Source organism: Streptomyces liliiviolaceus (genome assembly GCF_018070025.1).
GTDB classification, from domain to species: Bacteria; Actinomycetota; Actinomycetes; order Streptomycetales; family Streptomycetaceae; genus Streptomyces; species Streptomyces liliiviolaceus.
On the sequence record NZ_JAGPYQ010000001.1, the window covers coordinates 69,425 to 89,365 of the forward strand.

Genomic DNA, 19,941 nt, shown 5'->3' on the forward strand with positions numbered 1-19,941 from the left:
GGCCCAGAGCCCACTCCTGTCACACCCACCACCCAGGGTCGCCCCCTACAGAACCTGGACCGCAGACACGGACTCGCCACCGCCGCCCAAGGGGCGCGGCCATGGCGACACGGGCTCACCCCCACCGCCCAGGGACGCGGGGAACTGCGCGACCAGCCACGACGCACCCGCACCCGCACCCGACAACCCACGCACCCCAGGAGGGGCCGCGCGGAACCTACGGCTCCAGGATCCGCGGCGACAGCGCCCCGCAAGGCAACAGATCCGCCTCCGCACCCGCGTCCCGCAGATCCGTCAGCACCAGTTCGTCGTACATCATCATTCCCGACTGCTCCGGCCACACGACCGCCCACAGCCACAGCCCGAGCGCCTCACCGGCGAAGACGGCCCGGTCGCCGGGCACCCCGGGGACGTGCCAGAGCGGCGTCGGCCGCCCCGCGGCCAGCACCTTCACCTGAGGGGGCTTGTCCACGTTCATGTACGGCCCCGGGTCGAGCCCCTCGATGCCCGCGTACCGCGCGCCCAGACCCACGCCCAGTTCCTCGGCGACGAGCATCAGCTCCCCGAATCCGCCGAGCGGCCCGGGCCCCGAGCAGGCGACGGCCGTCGCGCGACCGCCGCTGCGGTCGTCACCGGCGAACGCGGCACCCGTGAAGAGCCAGCCGACGGGCAGCGGCCACGGCATCCACACCGGTACGCGCGCACGGTGCACGACCACACCGAGGGCTTCCACGCTGGGCGGGATCACGGGCTGCAGCGGATGCACGATGCCGTGCACATCGCACTGCCAGGAGTCGGCAAAGAGGCCGGGAGCCCTGACCCGGCCACCACACTTCGGGCAACTGGGTTCGCCCCTCATAAGGCACAACGGTCCTCCCCGTCCTTCGTCGCGTCAAGGACGATCACCCGTCCGGCGCGCGCCTGTCACCTCGTCGCCACGGCCCACCACCAGGGAAAACTAGATGTAGCTTGCATTCATTAGCCGCTCTAACTTATTATGTGTATACGCCAACCATCTATGAGCATCTCTCCGCGAGCAGCGTGAAGGAGCGGGCATGAACAGCAGCACGGGAGGCCCCACCGAAGGGGACACCTTCGACGCGGGGGCCACGAGCCTCCTGCGTCAGCCGAAGGCGGTCTGGGCGACCGCCGGGGCATCCGTCGTCGCCTTCATGGGCATCGGCCTCGTCGACCCGATCCTGCCGTCCATCGCCAAGGGCCTGGACGCCACCGCCGGCCAGGTCTCGCTGCTCTTCACCTCGTACTTCCTGATCACCGCGCTCGCGATGCTGGTCACGGGCTTCGTCTCCAGCCGTATCGGCGGCCGTCGCACACTGCTGCTCGGCCTCGCGCTGGTCGTGGTCTTCGCCGGACTCTCCGGCACCTCCGGCTCGGTCGGCGAACTCGTCGGCTTCCGGGCCGGCTGGGGCCTCGGCAACGCCCTGTTCGTCTCCACCGCCCTCGCCGTCATCGTGGGCGCGGCGGCCGGCGGCAGCGCGGCGGCGATCCTGCTGTACGAGTCGGCCCTGGGCCTCGGCATGGCCTGCGGCCCCCTGCTCGGCGCGCTGCTCGGCGACGCCAGCTGGCGCTACCCGTTCTTCGGTACCGCGTTCCTGATGGCGATCGGGTTCCTGTGCATCACGGCGTTCCTGAAGGAGCAGCCGAAGCCCGCGCGCAGGACGGGCCTGCTCGACCCGGTCAAGGCCCTCGGCCACGGCGGCCTCGCCTCGGTGGCGGGCTCGGCGTTCTTCTACAACTACACCTTCTTCACCGTGCTGGCCTTCACACCCTTCGTACTGAACATGAGCCCGTACAACAGCGGCGCGGTCTTCTTCGCCTGGGGTGTGCTGCTCGCGGTGTTCTCGGTGCTCGTCGCGCCGCGCATGCAGGCCCGGTTCGGCTCGCTGAAGGTGCTCGGCGGCTCACTGGTGCTGCTCGCGGCCGACGTCCTCGTGCTCGGCTACGGCAGCCACACCACGGCCGTCGTCTGCACGATCCTCTCCGGTGCCTTCATCGGCGTGAACAACACCGTCTACACGGAGCTGGCCCTCGGCGTGTCGGACGCGCCGCGCCCGGTGGCGAGCGCCGGCTACAACTTCGTCCGCTGGTTCGCCGCCGCGGCGGCGCCGTTCTTCGCGCCGAGGATCGAGGAGTGGACCGACATCCACATCCCGTTCGTGGTCGCGGCGGTCACGGCGGCGCTGGGCGCGCTCGTGGTCCTCGTACGCCGGGACGCCCTGACGCACGAGGCCGAGGAGCTGGAGGAGCGGCACGCGGTGGAGGACGGGGTCACCGTCTTCGCGAACTGATCCCCGGCCGCCCTCCGCCGGACCTCCCGGAGGGCTCCACGGAGTGTGAGATAGCCAACTGGCCGACCCGGGTCGGCTGTTGAGCGTCAGTCCAGGGAAACGGACTTGCGTGCGGGATCGCGCAGGTCCGTTCCGCTTGCCAGCCAGCGCTCCTGGAGCGCCGCCGCGCCGTGCACCCGCTTCCACGCGGCCTCGTTCGGTGTCATGGGCAACAGCGGCAGGAAACGTACGGGATCCAGGGGTGCGTCGAGTTCGAGATCCTCGACCAGGCCGCCCGGCTCGGCGACCAGGACGGAGGTGAAGGGGGCGCCCGGCCACAGCGGATCGCCCACGTCGAGCGAGGCGCCCGGGGCCACGACCAGGCCCTCGACCTGCGGGGACGCGGCCAGTACGGCGAGCGGGCGGAGCACCTTGTCGGTGTCGGCGGCACCGGCCCGTACCGACAGGACCAGCTCGGCGCGCGGGCCCGCGACCGGGTCGGCGACGGCCGCCGTGGGGTCCGCCATCGGCTGGGCCGACATGCCGAGCGTGGCGTACCGGACGATCCCGGCGGGGGTCGTACCGGAGGTGTCCAGGTCCGTGAAACGGAGCACCTCGACGCGGTCCGTGCCCAGGAACGTCACCGCGGCGCGCGCGTCCGGTTCGCCCAGGGCGGTACGCAAACGGGCTTCCACCAGAGCAAGAACATCAACCATGCGCCGAGCATAGAACTCGTCAGCAGCGGGCAAAGCGAGGGCTTGACACTTCAGCCGGCTGCTAGTCTTGGCCGCTGGCCGGGGCAGCACGCAGAAGCGTCGCTCTCAAGTCCCGGCCCACGTCTCGACGCATGAGACTCCCCTACGGGGGATGGACCTCCCCTACGGGGGACCGGCCGGAGGAGGTGGGGCTCCATGGATCGAAGTCGACCAGGCAGTACCACCCGCTCTTCCGGCTGCTGAGTTCCTCTCAGCTTCCCGAGCTCACGCTCTGCCGACTGCCACCCCTCGCGTTCGCGTCGTTTCCCGCGCTCGTGTCATGGCCGGTCCGGTACACAACGGAAGAGCACTTCGTTTTCCCTGATCTGTCTGAATTTTTCTGATCTGTATCAGTAGCGAAGTCGCCACCGTGACGGTGCGGTGCTCCCCGCTTTGTGGACGTGCCAAACATCCGCAGTCTGGACGTCCCCATTCCGGGCAGTTCCAACCGTCGTCGGCGGCCTTCGTTCGCGAAGGAGCCACCATGTCGATGATCCACAACCTGCGTGCCGCGGTCCGCCCCTCGCTCCGCAAGGACGGCGGCGCGTACGACACCACCCGGTCGGCCGCGGAGAGTTCGGCCGTCGTGGACTGCGCGGTCTACCGCGACGGCGTCCGCCTCCCGTCCGACGACAGCCTCACGCCGCGTACCGCGATCCGTCAGGTGCGGCGCGACGGCGGATTCGCGTGGATCGGCCTGCACGAGCCCACCGAGGACGAATTCGCCGGCGTGGCCGCTGAGTTCGGGCTGCACCCGCTCGCCGTCGAGGACGCCGTCCACGCCCACCAGCGGCCCAAGCTGGAGCGGTACGACGACACGCTGTTCGCCGTCTTCAAGACCATCCACTACGTCGAGCACGACGAACTCACCGCCACCAGCGAGGTCGTGGAGACCGGCGAGGTGATGTGCTTCACCGGGCGGGACTTCTTCATCACCGTGCGGCACGGCGGGCAGGGCTCGCTGCGGGCGCTGCGGCACCGGCTGCAGGACGACCCCGAGCTGCTCGCCAAAGGTCCCTCCGCCGTGCTGCACTCCATCGCCGACCACGTCGTCGACGGTTACATCGCGGTCGCGGACGCCATGCAGGACGACATCGACGACGTCGAGACCGAGGTGTTCTCGCCCGGCCGCCGGGGCGGGGTGTCGCGCGGTGTCGACTCGGCGCGGATCTACCAGCTCAAGCGTGAGGTACTGGAGTTCAAGCGCGCGGTGTCGCCGCTGCTGCGGCCCATGCAGTTGCTGAGCGAGCGGCCGATGCGGCTGGTCGACCCCGACATCCAGAAGTACTTCCGCGATGTCGCCGACCACCTGGCGCGGGTGCACGAGCAGGTCGTCGCCTTCGACGAACTGCTCAACTCGATCCTGCAGGCCAACCTCGCGCAGGCGTCCGTCGCGCAGAACGAGGACATGCGCAAGATCACGTCCTGGGCGGCGATCATCGCCGTGCCGACGATGGTGTGCGGCGTGTACGGCATGAACTTCGAGCACATGCCGGAGCTGCACTGGCGGTACGGGTACCCCTCGATCATGGGCATCACGGTGGTGCTCTGCCTGGGCATCCACCGGACGCTGAAGCGCAACGGCTGGCTCTGAGCGCTCGCCCCGGGGGCCGTTCGGGGCGGCGCTAGGGTGACCCTCATGACGGATCAGGCTCTTGCCGAACAGGCCCTCGTCGAGGAGGCCACGAAGAAGTCCGGGCTCATCTGGGTGCGCGGGAGCGGTGTCCCGTCGCTGGACCCCCAGGATCAGGGTCCGGGCCGGGGTGCGCCGACTCGTGCGTTGTGGCACGTGTGGCACGACGGGGCCGTGTACCTGGTCGGGGACGGGCCCGGTGAGCAGCCGCTGCCGGGGCTCGTGGACGGGCGGGAGGCGGTCGTGACCGTCCGCAGCAAGGACAAGGGCGGGCGGCTGGTGTCCTGGACGGCGTCCGTGGCGGAGCTGGCCTCCGGGTCCGAGGAGTGGGGGGTGGCCGTCGGCGAGCTGAAGGGGAAGCGGTTGAACGCGCCCGACGGGGAGGCGATGACGGAGCGGTGGGCTCGCGAGTGCCGGGTCGTCCGGCTGGCGCCGACGGGTTCTACTGCGTCTTTGCCTTCGGGGTCGTTGGCGGCGGTGCCGGTGCCTACGTCGGCGACCACGCGGCTGCCGGTCCCGGCGGGTCTGCCCCGCCTGCTCTTCCGCCGCCGCCGACGCCCCTGAGCGCTCCGCGGGCCGACTACGGGCTGCGGCCCGGCGGGGGTCGCCCGCGCCGTTCCCCGCGCCCCTGAAGCCTCCGCAGGCCGACCATCGGGTGCGGCCCGGTGGGGGTTGCTCGCGCCGTTCCCCGCGCCCCTGAAGCCTCCGCAGGCCGACCATCGGGTGCGGCCCGGTGGGGGTTGCTCGCGCCGTTCCCCGCGCCCCTGAAAGACGGGGCTGCGCCCCGGTCTTTCAGGCTTCAGCCGTGCGGCCACCATCGCTATTAGGGGCGCGGGGAACTGCGCAGGCTTTTGTCTTTAGGGGCGCGGGGAACTGCGCAATCCTTTTGTCTTTGAGGGGGCTCGGGGACACACCCGGGGTCAGGACGACGGGAGTTGTTGGCCGTAGTCGACAGTGTCCGCCGCGGCCGGGGCCTTCAGCGTGAAGTCGCGGCCCCAGTCCGTCAGCCGGATCGTCCCCGCACCCCCGGCCCGCACCAGCAACAGCGGATACGGCTTCCCCTCCAGGGAGACGTCGATCCGGCCCCCGGAACCCTCGTCACTGGTGAGCCGGATCGTACGGACGCCGTTCAGTTCGTGGTGCCCGTCCGTCGCCAGCTCACCCGGCAGCGACAGGAGCCCGTCCAGCAGCACGTCCTTCTCGGTGAAGACACTGAGCTGCTGATACGCGGGATCCCCCTTCGGGACCTTCACGTACATGCCCTCAAGCTTCCCCGCCGCGGCCGTGTCCGACGTACTGTCGTCGCTCTTGCCGTCCTGGTGGTTCCAGAAGTCCGCGTCGGCCTTGATGAACAGGTGCTCGTCCACCCGCAGCAGGCGGAACGTCACACCGTCGGAGGTGACCGACCCCGTACCGCCGTCCTTCTTGAGCTGCATGTCCAGCTTGTAGGTGCGCTTGTCGCTGACGACGGCCCCGGACAGCCGTACCGTTCCGGCCGCCGCCGCGGCCGACTGCGTTCTGCTCTGGATCTTCGCGGGGGGAAGTTTCCCGACCCCGTTCGTCCCCGCGTCCGGGTCCTCACCGCCGCACCCCGTCACCCCTGCCCCCGCCACGACGAGCGCGCACACGGCCCTCGCCAACGCGGCCTTACGGGTTCGTCCACGGGGAATCGCAGTCACAGGTGGCGCTGCCTCTCGTGCGGTTGTCCTCAACGGCGTACCGCAGCGTACCGGGGCCCGCTACGCCACTCGGAGTCAGTCCGTCCGCACCGCTCACCAGGGCGTATCCGACCGGGACGGGCTAGCCTGAAGCCCACCCGAGCGGACATGACACTCAATAACACCCGAAGCCAAGCGCGTACACCAGAGTCCGTGCACCGAAGCCCGTACGAAGAAGGAGGCGCCCGGATGGCGGCAGGCGCCCCCAGGATCTTCGTCTCGCACCTCTCCGGCATCGCCGTCTTCGACCCCAACGGCGACCAGGTGGGACGTGTGCGCGACCTCGTCGCCATGCTGCGCGTGGGACGGCGGCCCCCGCGGCTGCTCGGCCTCGTCGTCGAACTGTCCACCCGGCGCCGTATCTTCCTGCCCATGACCCGGGTGACGGGCATCGAGTCGGGCCAGGTCATCACCACCGGCGTACTGAACGTCCGCCGGTTCGAGCAGCGCCCCACCGAGCGGCTCGTCCTCGGCGAGCTCCTCGACCGGCGCGTCACCCTCGTGGAGAGCGGCGAGGAGCCCGAGACGGTCACCGTCCTGGACATCGCCATCCAGCAGCTGCCCGCGCGCCGCGACTGGGAGATCGACCGGGTCTTCGTACGGAAGGGGCGGACCGGCGGCGCGTTCCGGCGGGCCAGGGGCGAGACCCTGACCGTCGAATGGTCGGCCGTCACCGGGTTCTCGCTGGAGGAGCACGGACAGGGCGCCGAGAACCTGCTCGCCACCTTCGAGCAGCTGCGCCCCGCCGACCTCGCGAACGTCCTGCACCATCTGTCCGCGAAGCGGCGCGCCGAGGTCGCGGCGGCCCTGGACGACGACCGGCTCGCCGACGTCCTGGAGGAGCTGCCGGAGGACGACCAGATCGAGATCCTCGGCAAGCTCAAGGAGGAGCGCGCCGCGGACGTCCTGGAGGCCATGGACCCCGACGACGCGGCCGACCTGCTCGGCGAGCTGCCGGAGGACGACAAGGAGCGGCTGCTCGCGCTCATGCGCCCGGACGACGCGGCGGACGTACGGCGGCTGATGGCGTACGAGGAACGCACCGCAGGCGGTCTGATGACGACCGAGCCGATCGTGCTGCGGCCCGACGCGACCGTCGCGGACGCCCTCGCCCGGGTGCGCAACGCCGACCTCTCCCCCGCGCTGGCCGCCCAGGTGTACGTGTGCCGCCCGCCGGACGAGACCCCCACCGGCAAGTACCTCGGCACGGTCCACTTCCAGCGGCTCCTGCGCGATCCGCCGTACACGCTGGTGGGCTCGATCATCGACGACGACCTGCGGCCGCTGGACCCCGAGGCCGTGCTGCCCGTCGTGGCCGGCTTCTTCGCCACGTACGACATGGTCGCGGCGCCCGTCGTCGACGAGAGCGGTTCGCTGCTCGGCGCGGTCACCGTGGACGACGTCCTCGACCACATGCTGCCCGAGGACTGGCGGGAGAGGGAGTTCCACTCGGACGAGGAGGCGATGGGGTCCGGCACCGGGCCGGCCGCACCCGCGACCGCCTCCGCCTCCGCGACAGCCGACGCGACCGCCACCTCGGCTGCCGCCGGCGGACGCACGGGTGCCCAGGAGGCCGCTGATGGCTCCTGAGCGCGAGACCCGGGAGCGGGCCGCGGGCGGGGCGGGCGCCCCCGCGCGGTCCCGCCTGCGGCTCGACCAGCCGCAGCCGCCGCGGCGCAGACTCCTGCCCGAGTACGACCCGGAGGCCTTCGGACGGCTCTCGGAGCGGATCGCGCGGTTCCTGGGCACGGGCCGGTTCATCGTCTGGATGACGTTCGTCATCATCCTGTGGGTGGTGTGGAACGTGTCCGCGCCGCGTGATCTGCGCTTCGACAACTACCCGTTCATCTTCCTCACCCTGATGCTCTCGCTCCAGGCCTCGTACGCCGCCCCGCTGATCCTCCTCGCGCAGAACCGGCAGGACGACCGCGACAAGGTCAACCTCGAACAGGACCGCAAGCAGAACGAGCGGTCGATCGCGGACACCGAGTACCTGACCCGGGAGATCGCCGCGCTGCGCGTGGGCCTCGGCGAGGTCGCCACCCGCGACTGGATCCGCTCCGAGCTGGAGGACCTGGTCAAGGAGCTGGAGGAACGGCGCCGCGACGGCGACGGGGGCGGGCCGGCGGACCGCCCCTTCGACCGCCCCGGCGACCGGCGTGGCGTATTCCCGGCGGATCACCCTCGGGGACGTGACGTAGACGACCGGTGACGGGGCTTTCCGGCCCCCGGGCCGGGCGCCGTACCATCGACCCATGGCTACGGAAGACGCGGTGCGTGAAGCACTGTCGACGGTGAACGACCCCGAGATCCAGCGACCCATCACCGAGCTGGGGATGGTCAAATCGGTGGAGATCGGCGCGGACGGTTCGGTCGCGGTCGCGGTGTACCTGACCGTCTCCGGGTGCCCCATGCGCGACACCATCACGAAGAACGTGACCGAGGCGGTCGCGCGCGTCGAGGGCGTCACGCGCGTCGACGTCACGCTGGACGTGATGAGCGACGAGCAGCGCAAGGACCTGGCGTCCGCGCTGCGCGGCGGCCAGGCCGAGCGCGAGGTGCCCTTCGCCAAACCGGGCTCCCTCACGCGCGTGTACGCGGTCGCCTCCGGCAAGGGCGGCGTCGGCAAGTCGTCCGTGACGGTCAACCTCGCGGCGGCGATGGCCGCGGACGGGCTGAAGGTGGGCGTCGTCGACGCCGACATCTACGGTCACTCCGTGCCGCGCATGCTCGGTGCCGAGGGCCGTCCGACCCAGGTCGAGAACATGATCATGCCGCCGTCGGCGAACGGTGTGAAGGTCATCTCGATCGGCATGTTCACCCCCGGCAACGCGCCGGTCGTGTGGCGCGGTCCGATGCTCCACCGCGCGCTGCAGCAGTTCCTCGCGGACGTGTACTGGGGCGACCTGGACGTCCTGCTCCTGGACCTGCCGCCGGGTACGGGCGACATCGCGATCTCGGTCGCGCAGCTCGTCCCGAACGCGGAGATCCTGGTCGTGACGACCCCTCAGCAGGCGGCGGCGGAGGTCGCCGAGCGGGCCGGGTCGATCGCCGTGCAGACCCACCAGAAGATCGTCGGTGTGGTCGAGAACATGGCGGGCATGCCGTGCCCCCACTGCGACGAGATGGTCGACATCTTCGGTACGGGGGGTGGGCAGTCGGTGGCCGACGGGCTGACCCGCACGACCGGGGCGACCGTGCCGGTGCTCGGCTCGATCCCCATCGACGTGCGGCTGCGCGAGGGCGGGGACGACGGCCGGCCGGTCGTCCTGACGGACCCCGACTCCCCGGCGGGCGCGGCGCTGCGCGCGATCGCCGGCAAGCTCGGTGGCCGCCAGCGGGGCTTGTCGGGCATGTCCTTGGGCATCACCCCGCGGAACAAGTTCTAGAGCTTCACGGGGGCGTGGCGGGGGCTGCGCCTCGGCGACTGCGGGCACGTCGCGGCGGGCCGCGCGGTTCCCCACGCCCCTGAGGGCTCCGCAGGCCGACTATCGGCTGCGGCCCGGTGGCGGCTGGCCGCGCCGTTCCCCGCGCCCCTATCGGGCCCGCACCCGGACAACGACGCAGCCCGCCGCCTAGGCGTACGTGCCGATGTCCTTGATCATCGCGAAAGCCACCCCGTACGCGCTCATCCCCCGCCCGTACGCCCCCACATGAACCCCTTCCTGCGTGGACCCCGCGAGGACCCAGCCGAACTCGGATTCTCTGTAGTGGAACGGCGTCGGCACCCCGTCCACGGGAAGGGACAGCGTCGACCAGTCGGACCCGTTCAGATCGTCCGCGAGGACCCACGCCGTCTCGGTCTGCTGGTCCAGCCAGTCGTCGCGCAGGGTGTGGTCCATCTGGCCGGGCCAGGTGAAGGACAGCAGCCCCACTCCGGCGAGCCAGGCCGCGGAGGACACCGAAGTGGCCTCCAGCAGCCCCGTACCGTCGGCACTGCGCCGCACGGGGTTGCCCGCGACGGTCACCACGACCGCGAATCGCTCCTTGTCCTCGGTGGACTCACTGCGCACCGACGGCTCGTCGCCGTGCCCGATCGAGCCGTGTTCGATGGCTCCGTCGGCCGCGGCGCCGACCTGCATCAGCCAGCGCGGCCCCGTGAAGGCCTCGTCGAGGCCGTACCACGGGAAGGGCGCCAGCAGGTAGCCGTCGACCGTGCGCCGGGCGGAGGGGAGCTGTTGTCCACCCTCCGCAGCCGGCGCCTGCGCGCCTACCCGACTTGTCGTCTCCATCTGCCCGGACGCCTCCTCGCTCTCGGCGGACCGGGTGGCCCGCCCCCCTTCGGGCGTCCGTCCGGTCCGCACAACAACTAGGCAGGATAGCCACAGCTCCGCCGAAGGCCGGAAAACCGGTCGGCACATGGCTCACATACGCACCTGATCCGGCGCATCCCGAACGGATGGAACCCCAAGCGGGGCACGGGGAGAGGGACGGCGTTCGACTGAAAGTGAAGCGCGTCCGGGACGGCGGGCGCGCCGCCCGGGGTGAGGACGCGTCAGGTCGCCTCGGTCCGCCTCAGGTCGCGTCCGCGTCGAACGGAGGGCGCTCTTGCGGCGCCAGCTTCTCGCGCTTCTTCGTCATGTCCACCGTGCCGCCGGTGGAGCCCGCAGACGAGGACGAGGAGGACGAGGACGTCGACTCGGACTCGCGGCCGTGCACGGCGTCCGTGACCTCGGCCATCTCCTTCTTCAGGTCGAAGCCGTTACGGATCTCCTTGAGCCCCAGCTCGTCGTTGTCCAGCTGCTTGCGGATGAACGTCTTGGGGTTGAGGTCCTCGAACTCGAAGTCCTTGAACTCCGGACCCAGCTCCTCGCGGATGTCCGCCTTGGCGCTCTCCGAGAACTCACGGATCTTGCGAATGGTCCGTGTGACGTCCTGGATCATCTTCGGGAGCTTCTCCGGACCGAAGACGAGCACGGCAAGGACAACGATCGTGACCAGCTCAAGCGGTCCTATGTCATTGAACACCTTGCGTCTCCTTGCGATGTCCTCGGCGCTCGGCAGTTCGTCCGTGGTCCGGGCCCGGTCCACGGTACCCGGCGATCCTGTCCGACCGGTACTGCCCCGGGCCGCCGGACCGCGTGTACACGGCGGGTTTTCCCGGTTGTTTGCCTTGGGGGACAAGGGGGTGGACGGATTTCTGTGAACTTCCTGTCAGTCCCCGTCGGCCGAGCCGAGGACGAGGGTGACCTTCCGCTCCTTGCCGTCCCGCTCCAGCGTCAGCTCCAGCCGGTCGCCGGGCCGGTGGGACCGCGTCTTGACGATGAGCTCCTCGCCGGAGTGCACCCGCTGTCCGTCCACCTCGGTGATGACGTCACCGGCCTTGATGCCGGCCCGGGCGCCGGGGCCGCCCCGGGTGACCGCCGAGCCGCCGTCGTTGCCCTTGACGCCGACGCGGGCGCCGTCGCCGGAGTACTCCATGTCGAGCGTCACGCCGATCACCGGATGGGTCGCCCTGCCGGTGTTGATCAGCTCCTCGGCGACGCGCCTGCCCTGGTTGATGGGTATGGCGAAACCGAGGCCGATCGAACCGGACTGGCCGCCCTCCAGGTCGGAGCCGCTGTCGGCGGAGCGGATGGCGCTGTTGATGCCGATGACACGGGCCTTGGAGTCGACCAGGGGACCGCCGGAGTTGCCGGGGTTTATCGGGGCGTCCGTCTGCAGCGCGTCCACGTACGAGATGTCGCTGCCGTCGCCCTCCTCGCCGCCCGCCGTGATGGGGCGCTCCTTGGCGCTGATGATGCCCGCGGTGACGGTGTTCTCCAGGTCGAAGGGCGCTCCGATGGCCACCACCGGATCACCGACCTGGACGTTGTCGGAGTTGCCGAGCGAGAGGGGCTTGAGGCCGCTGACATGGGCGACCTTGACCACGGCGAGGTCGTAGCCGCTGTCGTGGCCCACGACCTCGGCCTTGGCGGTCTCGCCGCCGCTGAACGTCACGGTGATCCCGCCGCCGCCGTCGGCCGGTTCCACCACGTGGTTGTTGGTGAGGATGTGGCCGCGCCGGTCGAGGACGAACCCCGTGCCGGTGCCCTGCGCCTCCGAACCGCTCACATGCAGGGTCACCACACTGGGCAGCGCGCTGGCCGCGATACCGGCCACGCTGTCCGGCGCCCGCCCCTTGGACTCCACTCCGGCCTGCGGGAGCTCGACGTCGTCGATCCCCCCGGTCCGCTCCAGATAGGCGCCCACGGCCCCGCCCACGCCTCCGGAGACCAGGGCGAGCAGGACGGCGCCGAGGACCAGCGCACGCCCGGTCCTCCTGCGGCGGACGCCCGGCGCCTCGGCGGCGGCCCCGTGGTGCTGGAGGGGCGCGGCGGCCCAGGGGTCGTAGTTCTGCCAGGGGGTGTGGGGGCTGGGGGCGTCCAGGGCGGGGGCGCCGTTCTCGGCGGCGGCATGGGAGGCCCCGGCCGTCCGGTGCCCGACGGGCGGCTCCGGACCGAGGAGACCCTGCGGCTGCGGGGCGGGAGTCCCCGAGGCGGGTGCCTCCGGGAAGGGGGCCTCGGGGAAGGAGGTCTCGGGGAAGGGCGGCCGCGGCGCGGGCAGGTGCGGGGCAGGCCTGTACGGGGCGGACGTGTGCGGGGTGGGCGCCCCGGAGCCGGCCTCGCCCGGGGGGTCCTGGGGCGCAGCGTCCTGGGGCGGAGCCACCGCCTCCACCGTCGTGCCGTGCGCGGGGGTCGTCCCGGGGTGCTGCACCGGCGGCGCGGGCGCCCAGGGGCCCGGTCCGCCGTACGGCGGTGTGCTGTAGCGGTCCGGGTCGTGCAGGGGCCTCGGCCGCTCACCGGGGACGGGCGTACCGACGCCGTCACCCACCTCGCCCGCGGTCCGCGCGGCGATGGGGCCCGCGCCGGTGCCTGTGGCCGCGCCGGTGCCTCCGACAGCGGTCGCCCCCGTGCCCGTACCCTCACCCGTACCCGCGGGCTTCTCCAGCTCGAAGTCGCCGTCCATGTCTCCCCCGTGCACCCCGCTCGCGCCGTCCCCCGTGGAAACCGGGTCCGCCGGAGCGGAGTCCGGCCCATGGGTCCGTGGCCGGCTCCACCACTTCGGCTTCGTGGGCTTCCCCTCGTCCATGCTCTCCCCACACCTGACCCGCGGCACGGCATGTCGGCGCTCGCCGCGTCGTCTCGACCTCCGCGCCCGGATCACAGCGGCGGGCGCGGCCCATCCCTGGATTCAACCAGGTTCGCGGGCCGCCGCGCAGAGGGCCGGTTCAGCCCGAGGAGGAAGGCGCGGGTGAGGCGGACGGGTCGAACGTCGGCACGGCCGACAGGACGGACGCCTCGAACTCCGGTCCCGACGACCACGTGGTCAGCGTGACCCGTGGGGCCGGCGCGAACGGACGTATCAGCGGGGACATCGCGGCGGCACCGGCCACCACGGGGGTGGTCAGCGCGTGCGCCGGGCCCGAGGCCTTGTTCGGCTCGCCCTTCGAGGGCAGTCCGGGCGCGGGCGCCGGGACACCGGGCAGCAGCGGCGCGGACAGTTCGGTCTGCGCGCCCCCTTCGTTGCCGAAGGAACGCTGGCCCTGGGCGAGCAGCGGTGCGAGGGACCGGCGGCGCTGCGACTCGGAGCCCGTGGCACCGGTCGTGCTCGTCGTGCGCATCGGGGTCACGTTGCTTCCGTTGCCCGAACCGCCGCGCGCGTCCGCGGTGTCGGTCGGGACGCCGGTCGAGACCCCGCCGAGCGCGATCGCGGCGAGCGAGACGGCACCGGCCGCGGCGGCGGCGAAGCGCAGTCCACGGGAGGCGGAGCGCTCGGCCTCGCGCCGGCCGATGTCATGGATGCGGAATCCGCGCTGTTCCGAGGGGAGCGCGGTCGCATGGGGGCCGGAGGGCAGGTAACCGAAGGAGTCCGGCGTCATGTCGAAGACTCCGGACGCTCCGAGCGCTCCCCGGCCCAGTCGCGGGCTGTCGCCGTCCGGGTCACCTCCGGGGAGCCCCTGCAGTCTGGCCAGGAAGCTCTCGGACGGGGGCGGCGGGGCGACCTCCGCGAACACGTTCTTCAGTCGTCGCTGCTCGTCGGCCTCCGACTTGCACTTCGCGCAGGTGGCGAGGTGGGCCAGGACGCGCTCGCGCGCCTCATGGCCGAGCTCACCGTCCACCAGGGCGGAAAGTCGGTCGCCGAGGTGCTCCTCGGCAAGGGGTCCGTCGGCAGGATTCAGCCGTGATCCACTCACGCGCTCGTGCCCCCTCCTCCCAGAGCGGGCACACCGGTGACCGCGAAACCGCGGCGCTCGGCACGGGCCTCGGGAGAACGGTGGGCGAGCGCCTTGCGGAGCTGGGAGCGACCGCGGTGGATCCGGCTGCGGACCGTACCGAGCTTGACGCCCAGGGTCGCGGCGATCTCCTCGTACGAGAGTCCCTCGATGTCGCACAGGACGACCGCGGCGCGGAACTCCGGCGCCAGGGTGTCGAGGGCCTGCTGGACGTCCGCGTCGAAGTGCGTGTCGTTGAAGACCTGCTGCGGGGAGGGCTCGCGGCTGGGCAGGCGCTCGGCCGCGTCGTCGCCGAGGGCGTCGAAACGGATGCGCTGCTTGCGGCGGACCATGTCCAGGAAGAGGTTGGTGGTGATGCGGTGGAGCCAGCCCTCGAAGGTGCCGGGCGTGTAGGTCGACAAGGAGCGGAAGACCCGGACGAAGACTTCCTGCGTCAGGTCCTCGGCGTCGTGCTGGTTGCCCGTCAGGCGGTAGGCGAGCCGGTACACCCGGCCGCTGTGCGTGCTGACGATCTCCTCCCACGTGGGGGGAGTCCACGCCTGCGAGTCCGCGTCGGACGTGAAGGTCGCGGTCTGAGCGGAGTCAGCGATGCGGGATCGGTCAGCAGTGTTGTTCACGGATTTCGGCTCCCCCGACGATCTGAGCAGGCGCCGGAGCACCCCTCCTCGATCCACAGGTTCAGCCGCACCTCCCCTGTCGGCTCTGGTGGTGTCCAGTGGAGCCCCTACCATAGCCACCTCGCCCGTTAGCTCCGGATAAGCGGTTTTACGAGAAATTGATACGCGCTCATATGGCTGCGCGAGCACTTGCCGGCCGTCCCGCTCCATCCGCCACCCCCCGTGCAGTTCCCGACCCTTGTCGCCCACCCTCTCTAAACGCCTGGTCCCATCTGCGGGTTCCCGGCGGCAACGGATACAGTCACGCCCAGGCAACCACGGGGACAGGAGAGGGCCATTACCGGCAACCGGCTGACGAGCTGGGCGTTCGCCGACGCCTTTGTCGCCGAGGACGAGGCACTGCACTGGGCCCGGGACCGGGCCCGGGAGGCAGGCCTGCGCTCGGTGTCGCCCGGCACGGGCGCCGCGCTGCGACTGCTCGCCGCCACCGTGGACGCCAAGGCGGTCGCGGAGATCGGCACCGGAACCGGAGTCTCCGGTATTCATCTGCTGCACGGGATGCGGCCGGACGGCGTACTGACGACGGTGGATCCCGAGCCGGAGCACCAGCAGTTCGCCCGCCAGGCCTTCCGCGCGTCGGGCTTCGCCAGCAACCGGGCCCGCTTCATCCCGGGCCGCGCACTCGACGTCCTGCCCCGGCTCGCGGACGCGGGCTATGACCTCGTGTTCTGCGACGGCGACCGGCTGGAGTGCCTCGACTACCTCGCTGAATCGTTGCGCCTGCTGCGGGTGGGCGGCCTCGTCGTCTTCGAGGGCGTGTTCGCGAACGGGCGCACGGTGGAGTCGGGTCCGCAGCCCACGGAGGTGCTGCGGCTGCGCGAACTGCTCCGCGCGATCCGCGAGAGCCAGGAGCTGGTCCCCTCGCTGCTGCCGGTGGGCGACGGCCTGCTGTGCGCGGTCAAGCGCTGATCCCGGCCCCCGCCCGCACACCCGTCCCGTACGGCCGCCCCCACACACCTGTCCCGTACCAGCCGCCCCGTACACCCGGCCCGCACGCGCTGAAGTCCCCGGAGCCTGCCGGAACCGCGGGAATCCCCGGAAACACCACTGCCCCGGCATCGCGTTGATGCCGGGGCAGTGGAAGGGTATGGTCGCGTTCCGCGTCAGCCGACGACCTTCTTGAGGGCGTCGCCGAGCGCGTCAGCCTCGTCGGGGGTCAGCTCTACGACGAGCCGTCCGCCGCCTTCGAGCGGAACGCGCATGACGATGCCCCGCCCCTCCTTTGTCACCTCGAGCGGGCCATCGCCCGTCCGCGGCTTCATGGCCGCCATGCTCGTTCCCCTTCCTGAAACCAGCTCATCGTCGCCGACGGCCCCATTGAAGGGCACGCGTCCTCTCGTCGGACACGCGTCACCGGCATCGAACACATTGCTTCCAAGCCATTATCCCGCATCTCAGGACCCGATGACCAACATCAGTCGGCATCGCTTGCGCAACGCGCTCGATCAAAACCACCCATTTCGGCGGTGTGACTGCGATACTGCGCCACTGCATGGACTTTCGGACACCGGAATTCTTTGACGCAGGTCACATGTACGAACCCCGCCGCCCACCATGATCTCCGCCATGCTGTCCTCGGAAGCAGTGCGTACCGACGGGTACGACGAATCCGCGACACCTGAGGGGACCATCATGGCCGACACCGTGCTCTACGAGGTGAGCGACGGACTCGCGACGATCACGCTGAACCGCCCCGAGGCGATGAACGCGATGAACACCGAGACCAAGGTCGCCTTCCGGGAGGCGGCGCGGACGGCCGCGGCGGACGAGTCCGTACGGGCCGTGCTCCTCACCGCCGCCGGCAACCGGGCGTTCTGTGTGGGTCAGGACCTCAAGGAGCATGTCGGCGGACTGCTGGCGGCGCGCGAGTCGGGCGCGGGCGAGGGCGTCATGAGCACGGTCCAGGAGCATTACAACCCGATCGTGCGGGCCCTGACGGGCGCGGCGAAGCCAGTGGTGGCTGCCGTCAACGGCGTCGCGGCCGGTGCGGGTCTCGGCTTCGCGCTCGCCGCGGACTACCGCATCGTCGCCGACACGGCCGCCTTCAACACGTCGTTCGCCGGGGTCGCGCTCACCGCCGACTCCGGGATCTCCTGGACGCTGCCCCGGGTCGTCGGACCCTCCCGCGCGGCCGACCTGCTCCTCTTCCCGCGCAGCATCACGGCGCAGGAGGCGTACGAGCTGGGGATCGCGAATCGGATCGTGCCGTCCGCGGAGCTGGCAGCCGAGGCCGTGAAGGTCGCCCGCGCGCTGGCCGAGGGGCCGACCCTCGCGTACGCCGCGATCAAGGAGTCCCTCGCCTTCGGGGTCACGCACTCGTTGGACGAGACCCTGGAGAAGGAGGACGAGCTGCAGGCGCGGGCGGGGGAATCGGAGGATCACCTGATCGCTGTGCAGGCGTTCGTCAACAAGGAGAAGCCGAAGTATTTGGGGCGGTAGCCAAAAGGGGACCAGATTGGTTCGGTTCGGTTCGGTTCGACGGTGCCGGTCCGGTGGGGGCTGGGCGCGCAGTTCCCCGCGCCCCTAAAAGGCCCCCTTCGGGGCGCCTTTCCGGGACGCGCAGTCCGTCAAGTGGTCGTTCACCAGGCCGCAGGCCTGCATCAGGGCGTAGGCCGTGGTGGGGCCCACGAAGCGGATGCCCCGTTTTTTGAGGGCCTTGGAGAGGGCGGTCGACTCGTCGGTCACCGCCGGGACCTCGGACAGCGACTTCGGGGCCGGGCGCGTGGCCGGGTCCGGGGCGAAGGACCAGATCAGCTCGTCCAGTTCACCCAGCTCCCAGTCGGCCAGCACGCGCGCGTTGGCGACCGTCGCCTCGATCTTGGCGCGGTTGCGGATGATCCCCGTGTCGGCGAGGAGGCGCTCCTTGTCGGCGTCCGTGAACGTCGCCACCTCGGCGATCCTGAACGCCGCGAAGGCGGCCCGGAAGCCCTCGCGGCGACGCAGGATCGTGATCCAGGACAGCCCCGACTGGAAGGCTTCCAGGCACAGCCGCTCGTACAGCGCGTCGTCGCCGTGGACCGGACGCCCCCACTCCTCGTCGTGGTACGCCACGTAGTCGTCGGCGGACAGCGCCCAGGGGCAGCGCAGGGCCCCGTCGGCGCCCTTCAGGGCGTCGCTCACCGGCGGTCCTCCTCCGCGGGCTTCTCCAGGGAGGTGGTCTGGAGGGAGGTGGCCGGGGCGGCGGTCGCGGACGGGGCCGTGGCCGAGCGGGCGCCGGACAGCGCGGCCTCCAGGTCGGCGATACGGGCGTCCCGCTCGGCCAGTTCGGCGCCGAGGCGGCCCAGGGCGTCGTCCACGTCCGCCATGCGGTAGCCGCGCAGGGTCAGCGGGAAGCGCAGTGCGTCCACGTCGCCGCGGTGCACGGGGCGGTCCACGGGAAGCGGGTCCCGCAGACGCTCCGGCAGCGCGTCGGGGAGGGCGCCGCTGTCACCGCCCCCGACGACGGAGAGGGTCACCGCGCCGACCACGACGACGAGGGCGACGACCAGGAACAGGAACATGAACATCTCTGAGGTCCCCACGCTCTGATGCCGACGCGGGGCGCGTCGGCACGTTAAGTGTCAGGCACCGATCGTGCCATGCGACTCTGACCGTTAGGGTCGCAGGCGGCCCGACGGCGACAACTACTGGGAGAGGTCACAGGGGATGCTCAGGCTGGGCAGGCGCGAGTTCGACGCGCACGAGCCGGTGATCATGGCGATCGTGAACCGGACCCCGGACTCCTTCTACGACCAGGGAGCCACCTTCCGCGACGAGCCGGCGCTCGCCCGCGTGGAGCAGGCGGTGTCCGAGGGAGCCGCCATCATCGACATCGGCGGGGTCAAGGCCGGACCGGGCGAGGAGGTGACCGCCGAGGAGGAAGCGCGGCGGACCGTCGGATTCGTCGCCGAGGTGCGGCGCCGCTTCCCCGACGTGATCATCAGCGTCGACACCTGGCGGCACGAGGTCGGCGAGGCCGTCTGCGAGGCCGGCGCGGACCTGCTGAACGACGCCTGGGGCGGGGTCGATCCGCGGCTCGCCGAGGTCGCCGGGCGGTACGGGGTGGGGATCGTGTGCACGCACGCGGGCGGTACGCAGCCTCGTACGCGGCCGCATCGCGTCGCGTACGACGACGTCATGGCCGACATCCTGGACGTGACCGTGGGGCTGGCCGAGCGGGCCGTGTCCCTCGGGGTGCCCCGGGAGTCCGTGATGATCGATCCCGGGCACGACTTCGGGAAGAACACGCGGCACTCGCTGGAGGCGACCCGGCGGCTCGGGGAGATGGTGTCCACCGGGTGGCCCGTGCTGGTGTCGTTGTCCAACAAGGACTTCGTGGGCGAGACGCTCGACCGGCCGGTCAAGGAGCGGGTGGTGGGGACGCTCGCGACCACTGCCGTGTCGGCGTGGCTGGGGGCTCAGGTGTATCGGGTGCATGAGGTTGCGGAGACGCGGCAGGTGTTGGACATGGTGGCGTCGATCGCGGGCCACCGTCCGCCTTCGGTCGCCAGGCGGGGGCTGGCGTAGGGGTTCTCGCCCCCGCCGCCCCTACCCGTTCCCGTCCACGACTCGGGGGCCAGCCCCCGAACCCCCGGTCCTCAAACGCCGGACGGGCTGGAAAACCAGCCCGTCCGGCGTTTGAGGACACAGTGACGGTGACGGGAAGGGTAGGGGCG

The 19,941-nt window shown here is 71.2% G+C and carries 20 protein-coding genes; 9 read left to right on the plus strand and 11 right to left on the minus strand.

What is annotated here, in order from left to right:
* Nucleotides 1-217: 217 nt before the first annotated feature.
* Nucleotides 218-859: a DUF6758 family protein gene (locus J8N05_RS00285; RefSeq protein ID WP_189769189.1), complete on the minus strand. Its 642-nt coding sequence runs from the start codon at nt 857-859 to the stop codon at nt 218-220.
* A 196-nt stretch (nt 860-1,055) separates the two neighbouring features.
* On the opposite strand from J8N05_RS00285, the gene J8N05_RS00290 reads away from it, so the two are divergent.
* Nucleotides 1,056-2,309 carry an MFS transporter gene (locus J8N05_RS00290; RefSeq protein ID WP_210880489.1) on the plus strand — a complete coding sequence of 418 codons (1,254 nt, stop codon included), beginning with the start codon at nt 1,056-1,058 and terminating at the stop codon, nt 2,307-2,309.
* A gap of 86 nt (nt 2,310-2,395) precedes the next feature.
* Here the strand turns inward: J8N05_RS00290 and J8N05_RS00295 are convergent, their stop codons facing one another.
* Nucleotides 2,396-3,004 carry a suppressor of fused domain protein gene (locus tag J8N05_RS00295; RefSeq protein ID WP_210880490.1) on the minus strand — a complete coding sequence of 203 codons (609 nt, stop codon included), beginning with the start codon at nt 3,002-3,004 and terminating at the stop codon, nt 2,396-2,398.
* Between the two features lie 523 nt (nt 3,005-3,527).
* Here J8N05_RS00295 and J8N05_RS00300 point away from each other — a divergent pair.
* The gene (locus tag J8N05_RS00300) at nt 3,528-4,637 is read left to right on the plus strand and encodes a magnesium and cobalt transport protein CorA (RefSeq protein WP_107020174.1); all 1,110 of its coding nucleotides are present in this window, start codon (nt 3,528-3,530) and stop codon (nt 4,635-4,637) included.
* Nucleotides 4,638-4,682: 45 nt separating this feature from the next.
* Nucleotides 4,683-5,240, plus strand: a complete 558-nt coding sequence (locus tag J8N05_RS00305) for a hypothetical protein (RefSeq protein WP_210880491.1) — start codon at nt 4,683-4,685, stop codon at nt 5,238-5,240.
* A gap of 356 nt (nt 5,241-5,596) precedes the next feature.
* On the opposite strand, the gene J8N05_RS00310 is transcribed toward J8N05_RS00305, so the two are convergent.
* Nucleotides 5,597-6,355, minus strand: coding sequence for a hypothetical protein (locus J8N05_RS00310; RefSeq protein ID WP_210880492.1), 759 nt, complete (start codon nt 6,353-6,355; stop codon nt 5,597-5,599).
* Nucleotides 6,356-6,583: 228 nt separating this feature from the next.
* On the opposite strand from J8N05_RS00310, the gene J8N05_RS00315 reads away from it, so the two are divergent.
* Genes J8N05_RS00315 through J8N05_RS00325 form a run of 3 tightly spaced genes read left to right on the plus strand, consistent with a single transcriptional unit; the run spans nt 6,584 to nt 9,783 of the window.
* On the plus strand, nt 6,584-7,984 hold the full coding sequence (locus J8N05_RS00315) for a magnesium transporter MgtE N-terminal domain-containing protein (RefSeq protein ID WP_247706083.1): 1,401 nt from the start codon (nt 6,584-6,586) through the stop codon (nt 7,982-7,984).
* Nucleotides 7,974-8,606, plus strand: coding sequence for a DUF1003 domain-containing protein (locus J8N05_RS00320; RefSeq protein ID WP_210880493.1), 633 nt, complete (start codon nt 7,974-7,976; stop codon nt 8,604-8,606). The genes J8N05_RS00315 and J8N05_RS00320 overlap by 11 nt, the downstream gene beginning before the upstream one ends.
* Nucleotides 8,607-8,649: 43 nt before the next feature.
* Entirely contained in the window at nt 8,650-9,783 is a 1,134-nt protein-coding gene (locus J8N05_RS00325) for an Mrp/NBP35 family ATP-binding protein (RefSeq protein WP_210880494.1), read from the plus strand.
* Nucleotides 9,784-9,969: 186 nt separating this feature from the next.
* Here the strand turns inward: J8N05_RS00325 and J8N05_RS00330 are convergent, their stop codons facing one another.
* The 5 genes from J8N05_RS00330 to sigE form a co-directional block, all read right to left on the minus strand.
* The gene (locus J8N05_RS00330; protein ID WP_210880495.1) at nt 9,970-10,626 is read right to left on the minus strand and encodes a hypothetical protein; all 657 of its coding nucleotides are present in this window, start codon (nt 10,624-10,626) and stop codon (nt 9,970-9,972) included.
* Between the two features lie 283 nt (nt 10,627-10,909).
* The gene (locus J8N05_RS00335) at nt 10,910-11,362 is read right to left on the minus strand and encodes a sec-independent translocase (protein ID WP_210880496.1); all 453 of its coding nucleotides are present in this window, start codon (nt 11,360-11,362) and stop codon (nt 10,910-10,912) included.
* Nucleotides 11,363-11,548: 186 nt separating this feature from the next.
* The gene (locus J8N05_RS00340; RefSeq protein ID WP_210880497.1) at nt 11,549-13,465 is read right to left on the minus strand and encodes a S1C family serine protease; all 1,917 of its coding nucleotides are present in this window, start codon (nt 13,463-13,465) and stop codon (nt 11,549-11,551) included.
* 139 nt (nt 13,466-13,604) lie between these two features.
* Nucleotides 13,605-14,570: an anti-sigma factor family protein gene (locus J8N05_RS00345; protein ID WP_210880498.1), complete on the minus strand. Its 966-nt coding sequence runs from the start codon at nt 14,568-14,570 to the stop codon at nt 13,605-13,607.
* Complete coding sequence (gene sigE / locus J8N05_RS00350) at nt 14,567-15,268, minus strand: RNA polymerase sigma factor SigE (protein WP_107020182.1); 702 nt, start codon at nt 15,266-15,268, stop codon at nt 14,567-14,569. Before sigE ends, J8N05_RS00345 begins: the two co-directional genes overlap by 4 nt.
* Before the next feature lie 228 nt (nt 15,269-15,496).
* Here sigE and J8N05_RS00355 point away from each other — a divergent pair, with 228 nt between their 5' ends.
* Nucleotides 15,497-16,195, plus strand: a complete 699-nt coding sequence (locus tag J8N05_RS00355) for an O-methyltransferase (protein WP_281403130.1) — start codon at nt 15,497-15,499, stop codon at nt 16,193-16,195.
* A 194-nt stretch (nt 16,196-16,389) separates the two neighbouring features.
* Here the strand turns inward: J8N05_RS00355 and J8N05_RS00360 are convergent, their stop codons facing one another.
* Nucleotides 16,390-16,557 (minus strand): DUF3117 domain-containing protein, encoded by a 168-nt coding sequence (locus tag J8N05_RS00360; RefSeq protein WP_003966491.1) that lies wholly within the window; start codon nt 16,555-16,557, stop codon nt 16,390-16,392.
* A 361-nt stretch (nt 16,558-16,918) separates the two neighbouring features.
* Here J8N05_RS00360 and chcB point away from each other — a divergent pair, with 361 nt between their 5' ends.
* Nucleotides 16,919-17,725, plus strand: a complete 807-nt coding sequence (chcB, locus tag J8N05_RS00365) for a 2-cyclohexenylcarbonyl CoA isomerase (protein ID WP_210889924.1) — start codon at nt 16,919-16,921, stop codon at nt 17,723-17,725.
* Nucleotides 17,726-17,809: 84 nt separating this feature from the next.
* Here chcB and J8N05_RS00370 read toward each other — a convergent pair whose 3' ends face one another.
* Both J8N05_RS00370 and J8N05_RS00375 read right to left on the minus strand, forming a co-directional pair.
* Nucleotides 17,810-18,406: a DNA-3-methyladenine glycosylase I gene (locus J8N05_RS00370; protein ID WP_210880499.1), complete on the minus strand. Its 597-nt coding sequence runs from the start codon at nt 18,404-18,406 to the stop codon at nt 17,810-17,812.
* Complete coding sequence (locus tag J8N05_RS00375; RefSeq protein WP_210889925.1) at nt 18,403-18,792, minus strand: DivIVA domain-containing protein; 390 nt, start codon at nt 18,790-18,792, stop codon at nt 18,403-18,405. Before J8N05_RS00375 ends, J8N05_RS00370 begins: the two co-directional genes overlap by 4 nt.
* Nucleotides 18,793-18,931: 139 nt before the next feature.
* On the opposite strand from J8N05_RS00375, the gene folP reads away from it, so the two are divergent.
* Nucleotides 18,932-19,792, plus strand: coding sequence for a dihydropteroate synthase (gene folP / locus J8N05_RS00380; protein ID WP_210880500.1), 861 nt, complete (start codon nt 18,932-18,934; stop codon nt 19,790-19,792).
* Nucleotides 19,793-19,941 lie beyond the last annotated feature (149 nt).

What these genes read in the sequence shown, in the direction of transcription:
- J8N05_RS00285 (WP_189769189.1), bottom strand. Translation starts at nt 859, where the DNA reads ATGAGGGGCGAACCCAGTTGCCCGAAGTGTGGTGGCCGGGTCAGGGCT.
- J8N05_RS00290 (WP_210880489.1), top strand. Translation starts at nt 1,056, where the DNA reads ATGAACAGCAGCACGGGAGGCCCCACCGAAGGGGACACCTTCGACGCG.
- J8N05_RS00295 (WP_210880490.1), bottom strand. Translation starts at nt 3,004, where the DNA reads ATGGTTGATGTTCTTGCTCTGGTGGAAGCCCGTTTGCGTACCGCCCTG.
- J8N05_RS00300 (WP_107020174.1), top strand. Translation starts at nt 3,528, where the DNA reads ATGTCGATGATCCACAACCTGCGTGCCGCGGTCCGCCCCTCGCTCCGC.
- J8N05_RS00305 (WP_210880491.1), top strand. Translation starts at nt 4,683, where the DNA reads ATGACGGATCAGGCTCTTGCCGAACAGGCCCTCGTCGAGGAGGCCACG.
- J8N05_RS00315 (WP_247706083.1), top strand. Translation starts at nt 6,584, where the DNA reads ATGGCGGCAGGCGCCCCCAGGATCTTCGTCTCGCACCTCTCCGGCATC.
- J8N05_RS00320 (WP_210880493.1), top strand. Translation starts at nt 7,974, where the DNA reads ATGGCTCCTGAGCGCGAGACCCGGGAGCGGGCCGCGGGCGGGGCGGGC.
- J8N05_RS00325 (WP_210880494.1), top strand. Translation starts at nt 8,650, where the DNA reads ATGGCTACGGAAGACGCGGTGCGTGAAGCACTGTCGACGGTGAACGAC.
- J8N05_RS00330 (WP_210880495.1), bottom strand. Translation starts at nt 10,626, where the DNA reads ATGGAGACGACAAGTCGGGTAGGCGCGCAGGCGCCGGCTGCGGAGGGT.
- J8N05_RS00340 (WP_210880497.1), bottom strand. Translation starts at nt 13,465, where the DNA reads ATGGACGAGGGGAAGCCCACGAAGCCGAAGTGGTGGAGCCGGCCACGG.
- J8N05_RS00360 (WP_003966491.1), bottom strand. Translation starts at nt 16,557, where the DNA reads ATGGCGGCCATGAAGCCGCGGACGGGCGATGGCCCGCTCGAGGTGACA.
- chcB (WP_210889924.1), top strand. Translation starts at nt 16,919, where the DNA reads ATGGCCGACACCGTGCTCTACGAGGTGAGCGACGGACTCGCGACGATC.
- J8N05_RS00375 (WP_210889925.1), bottom strand. Translation starts at nt 18,792, where the DNA reads ATGTTCATGTTCCTGTTCCTGGTCGTCGCCCTCGTCGTCGTGGTCGGC.
- folP (WP_210880500.1), top strand. Translation starts at nt 18,932, where the DNA reads ATGCTCAGGCTGGGCAGGCGCGAGTTCGACGCGCACGAGCCGGTGATC.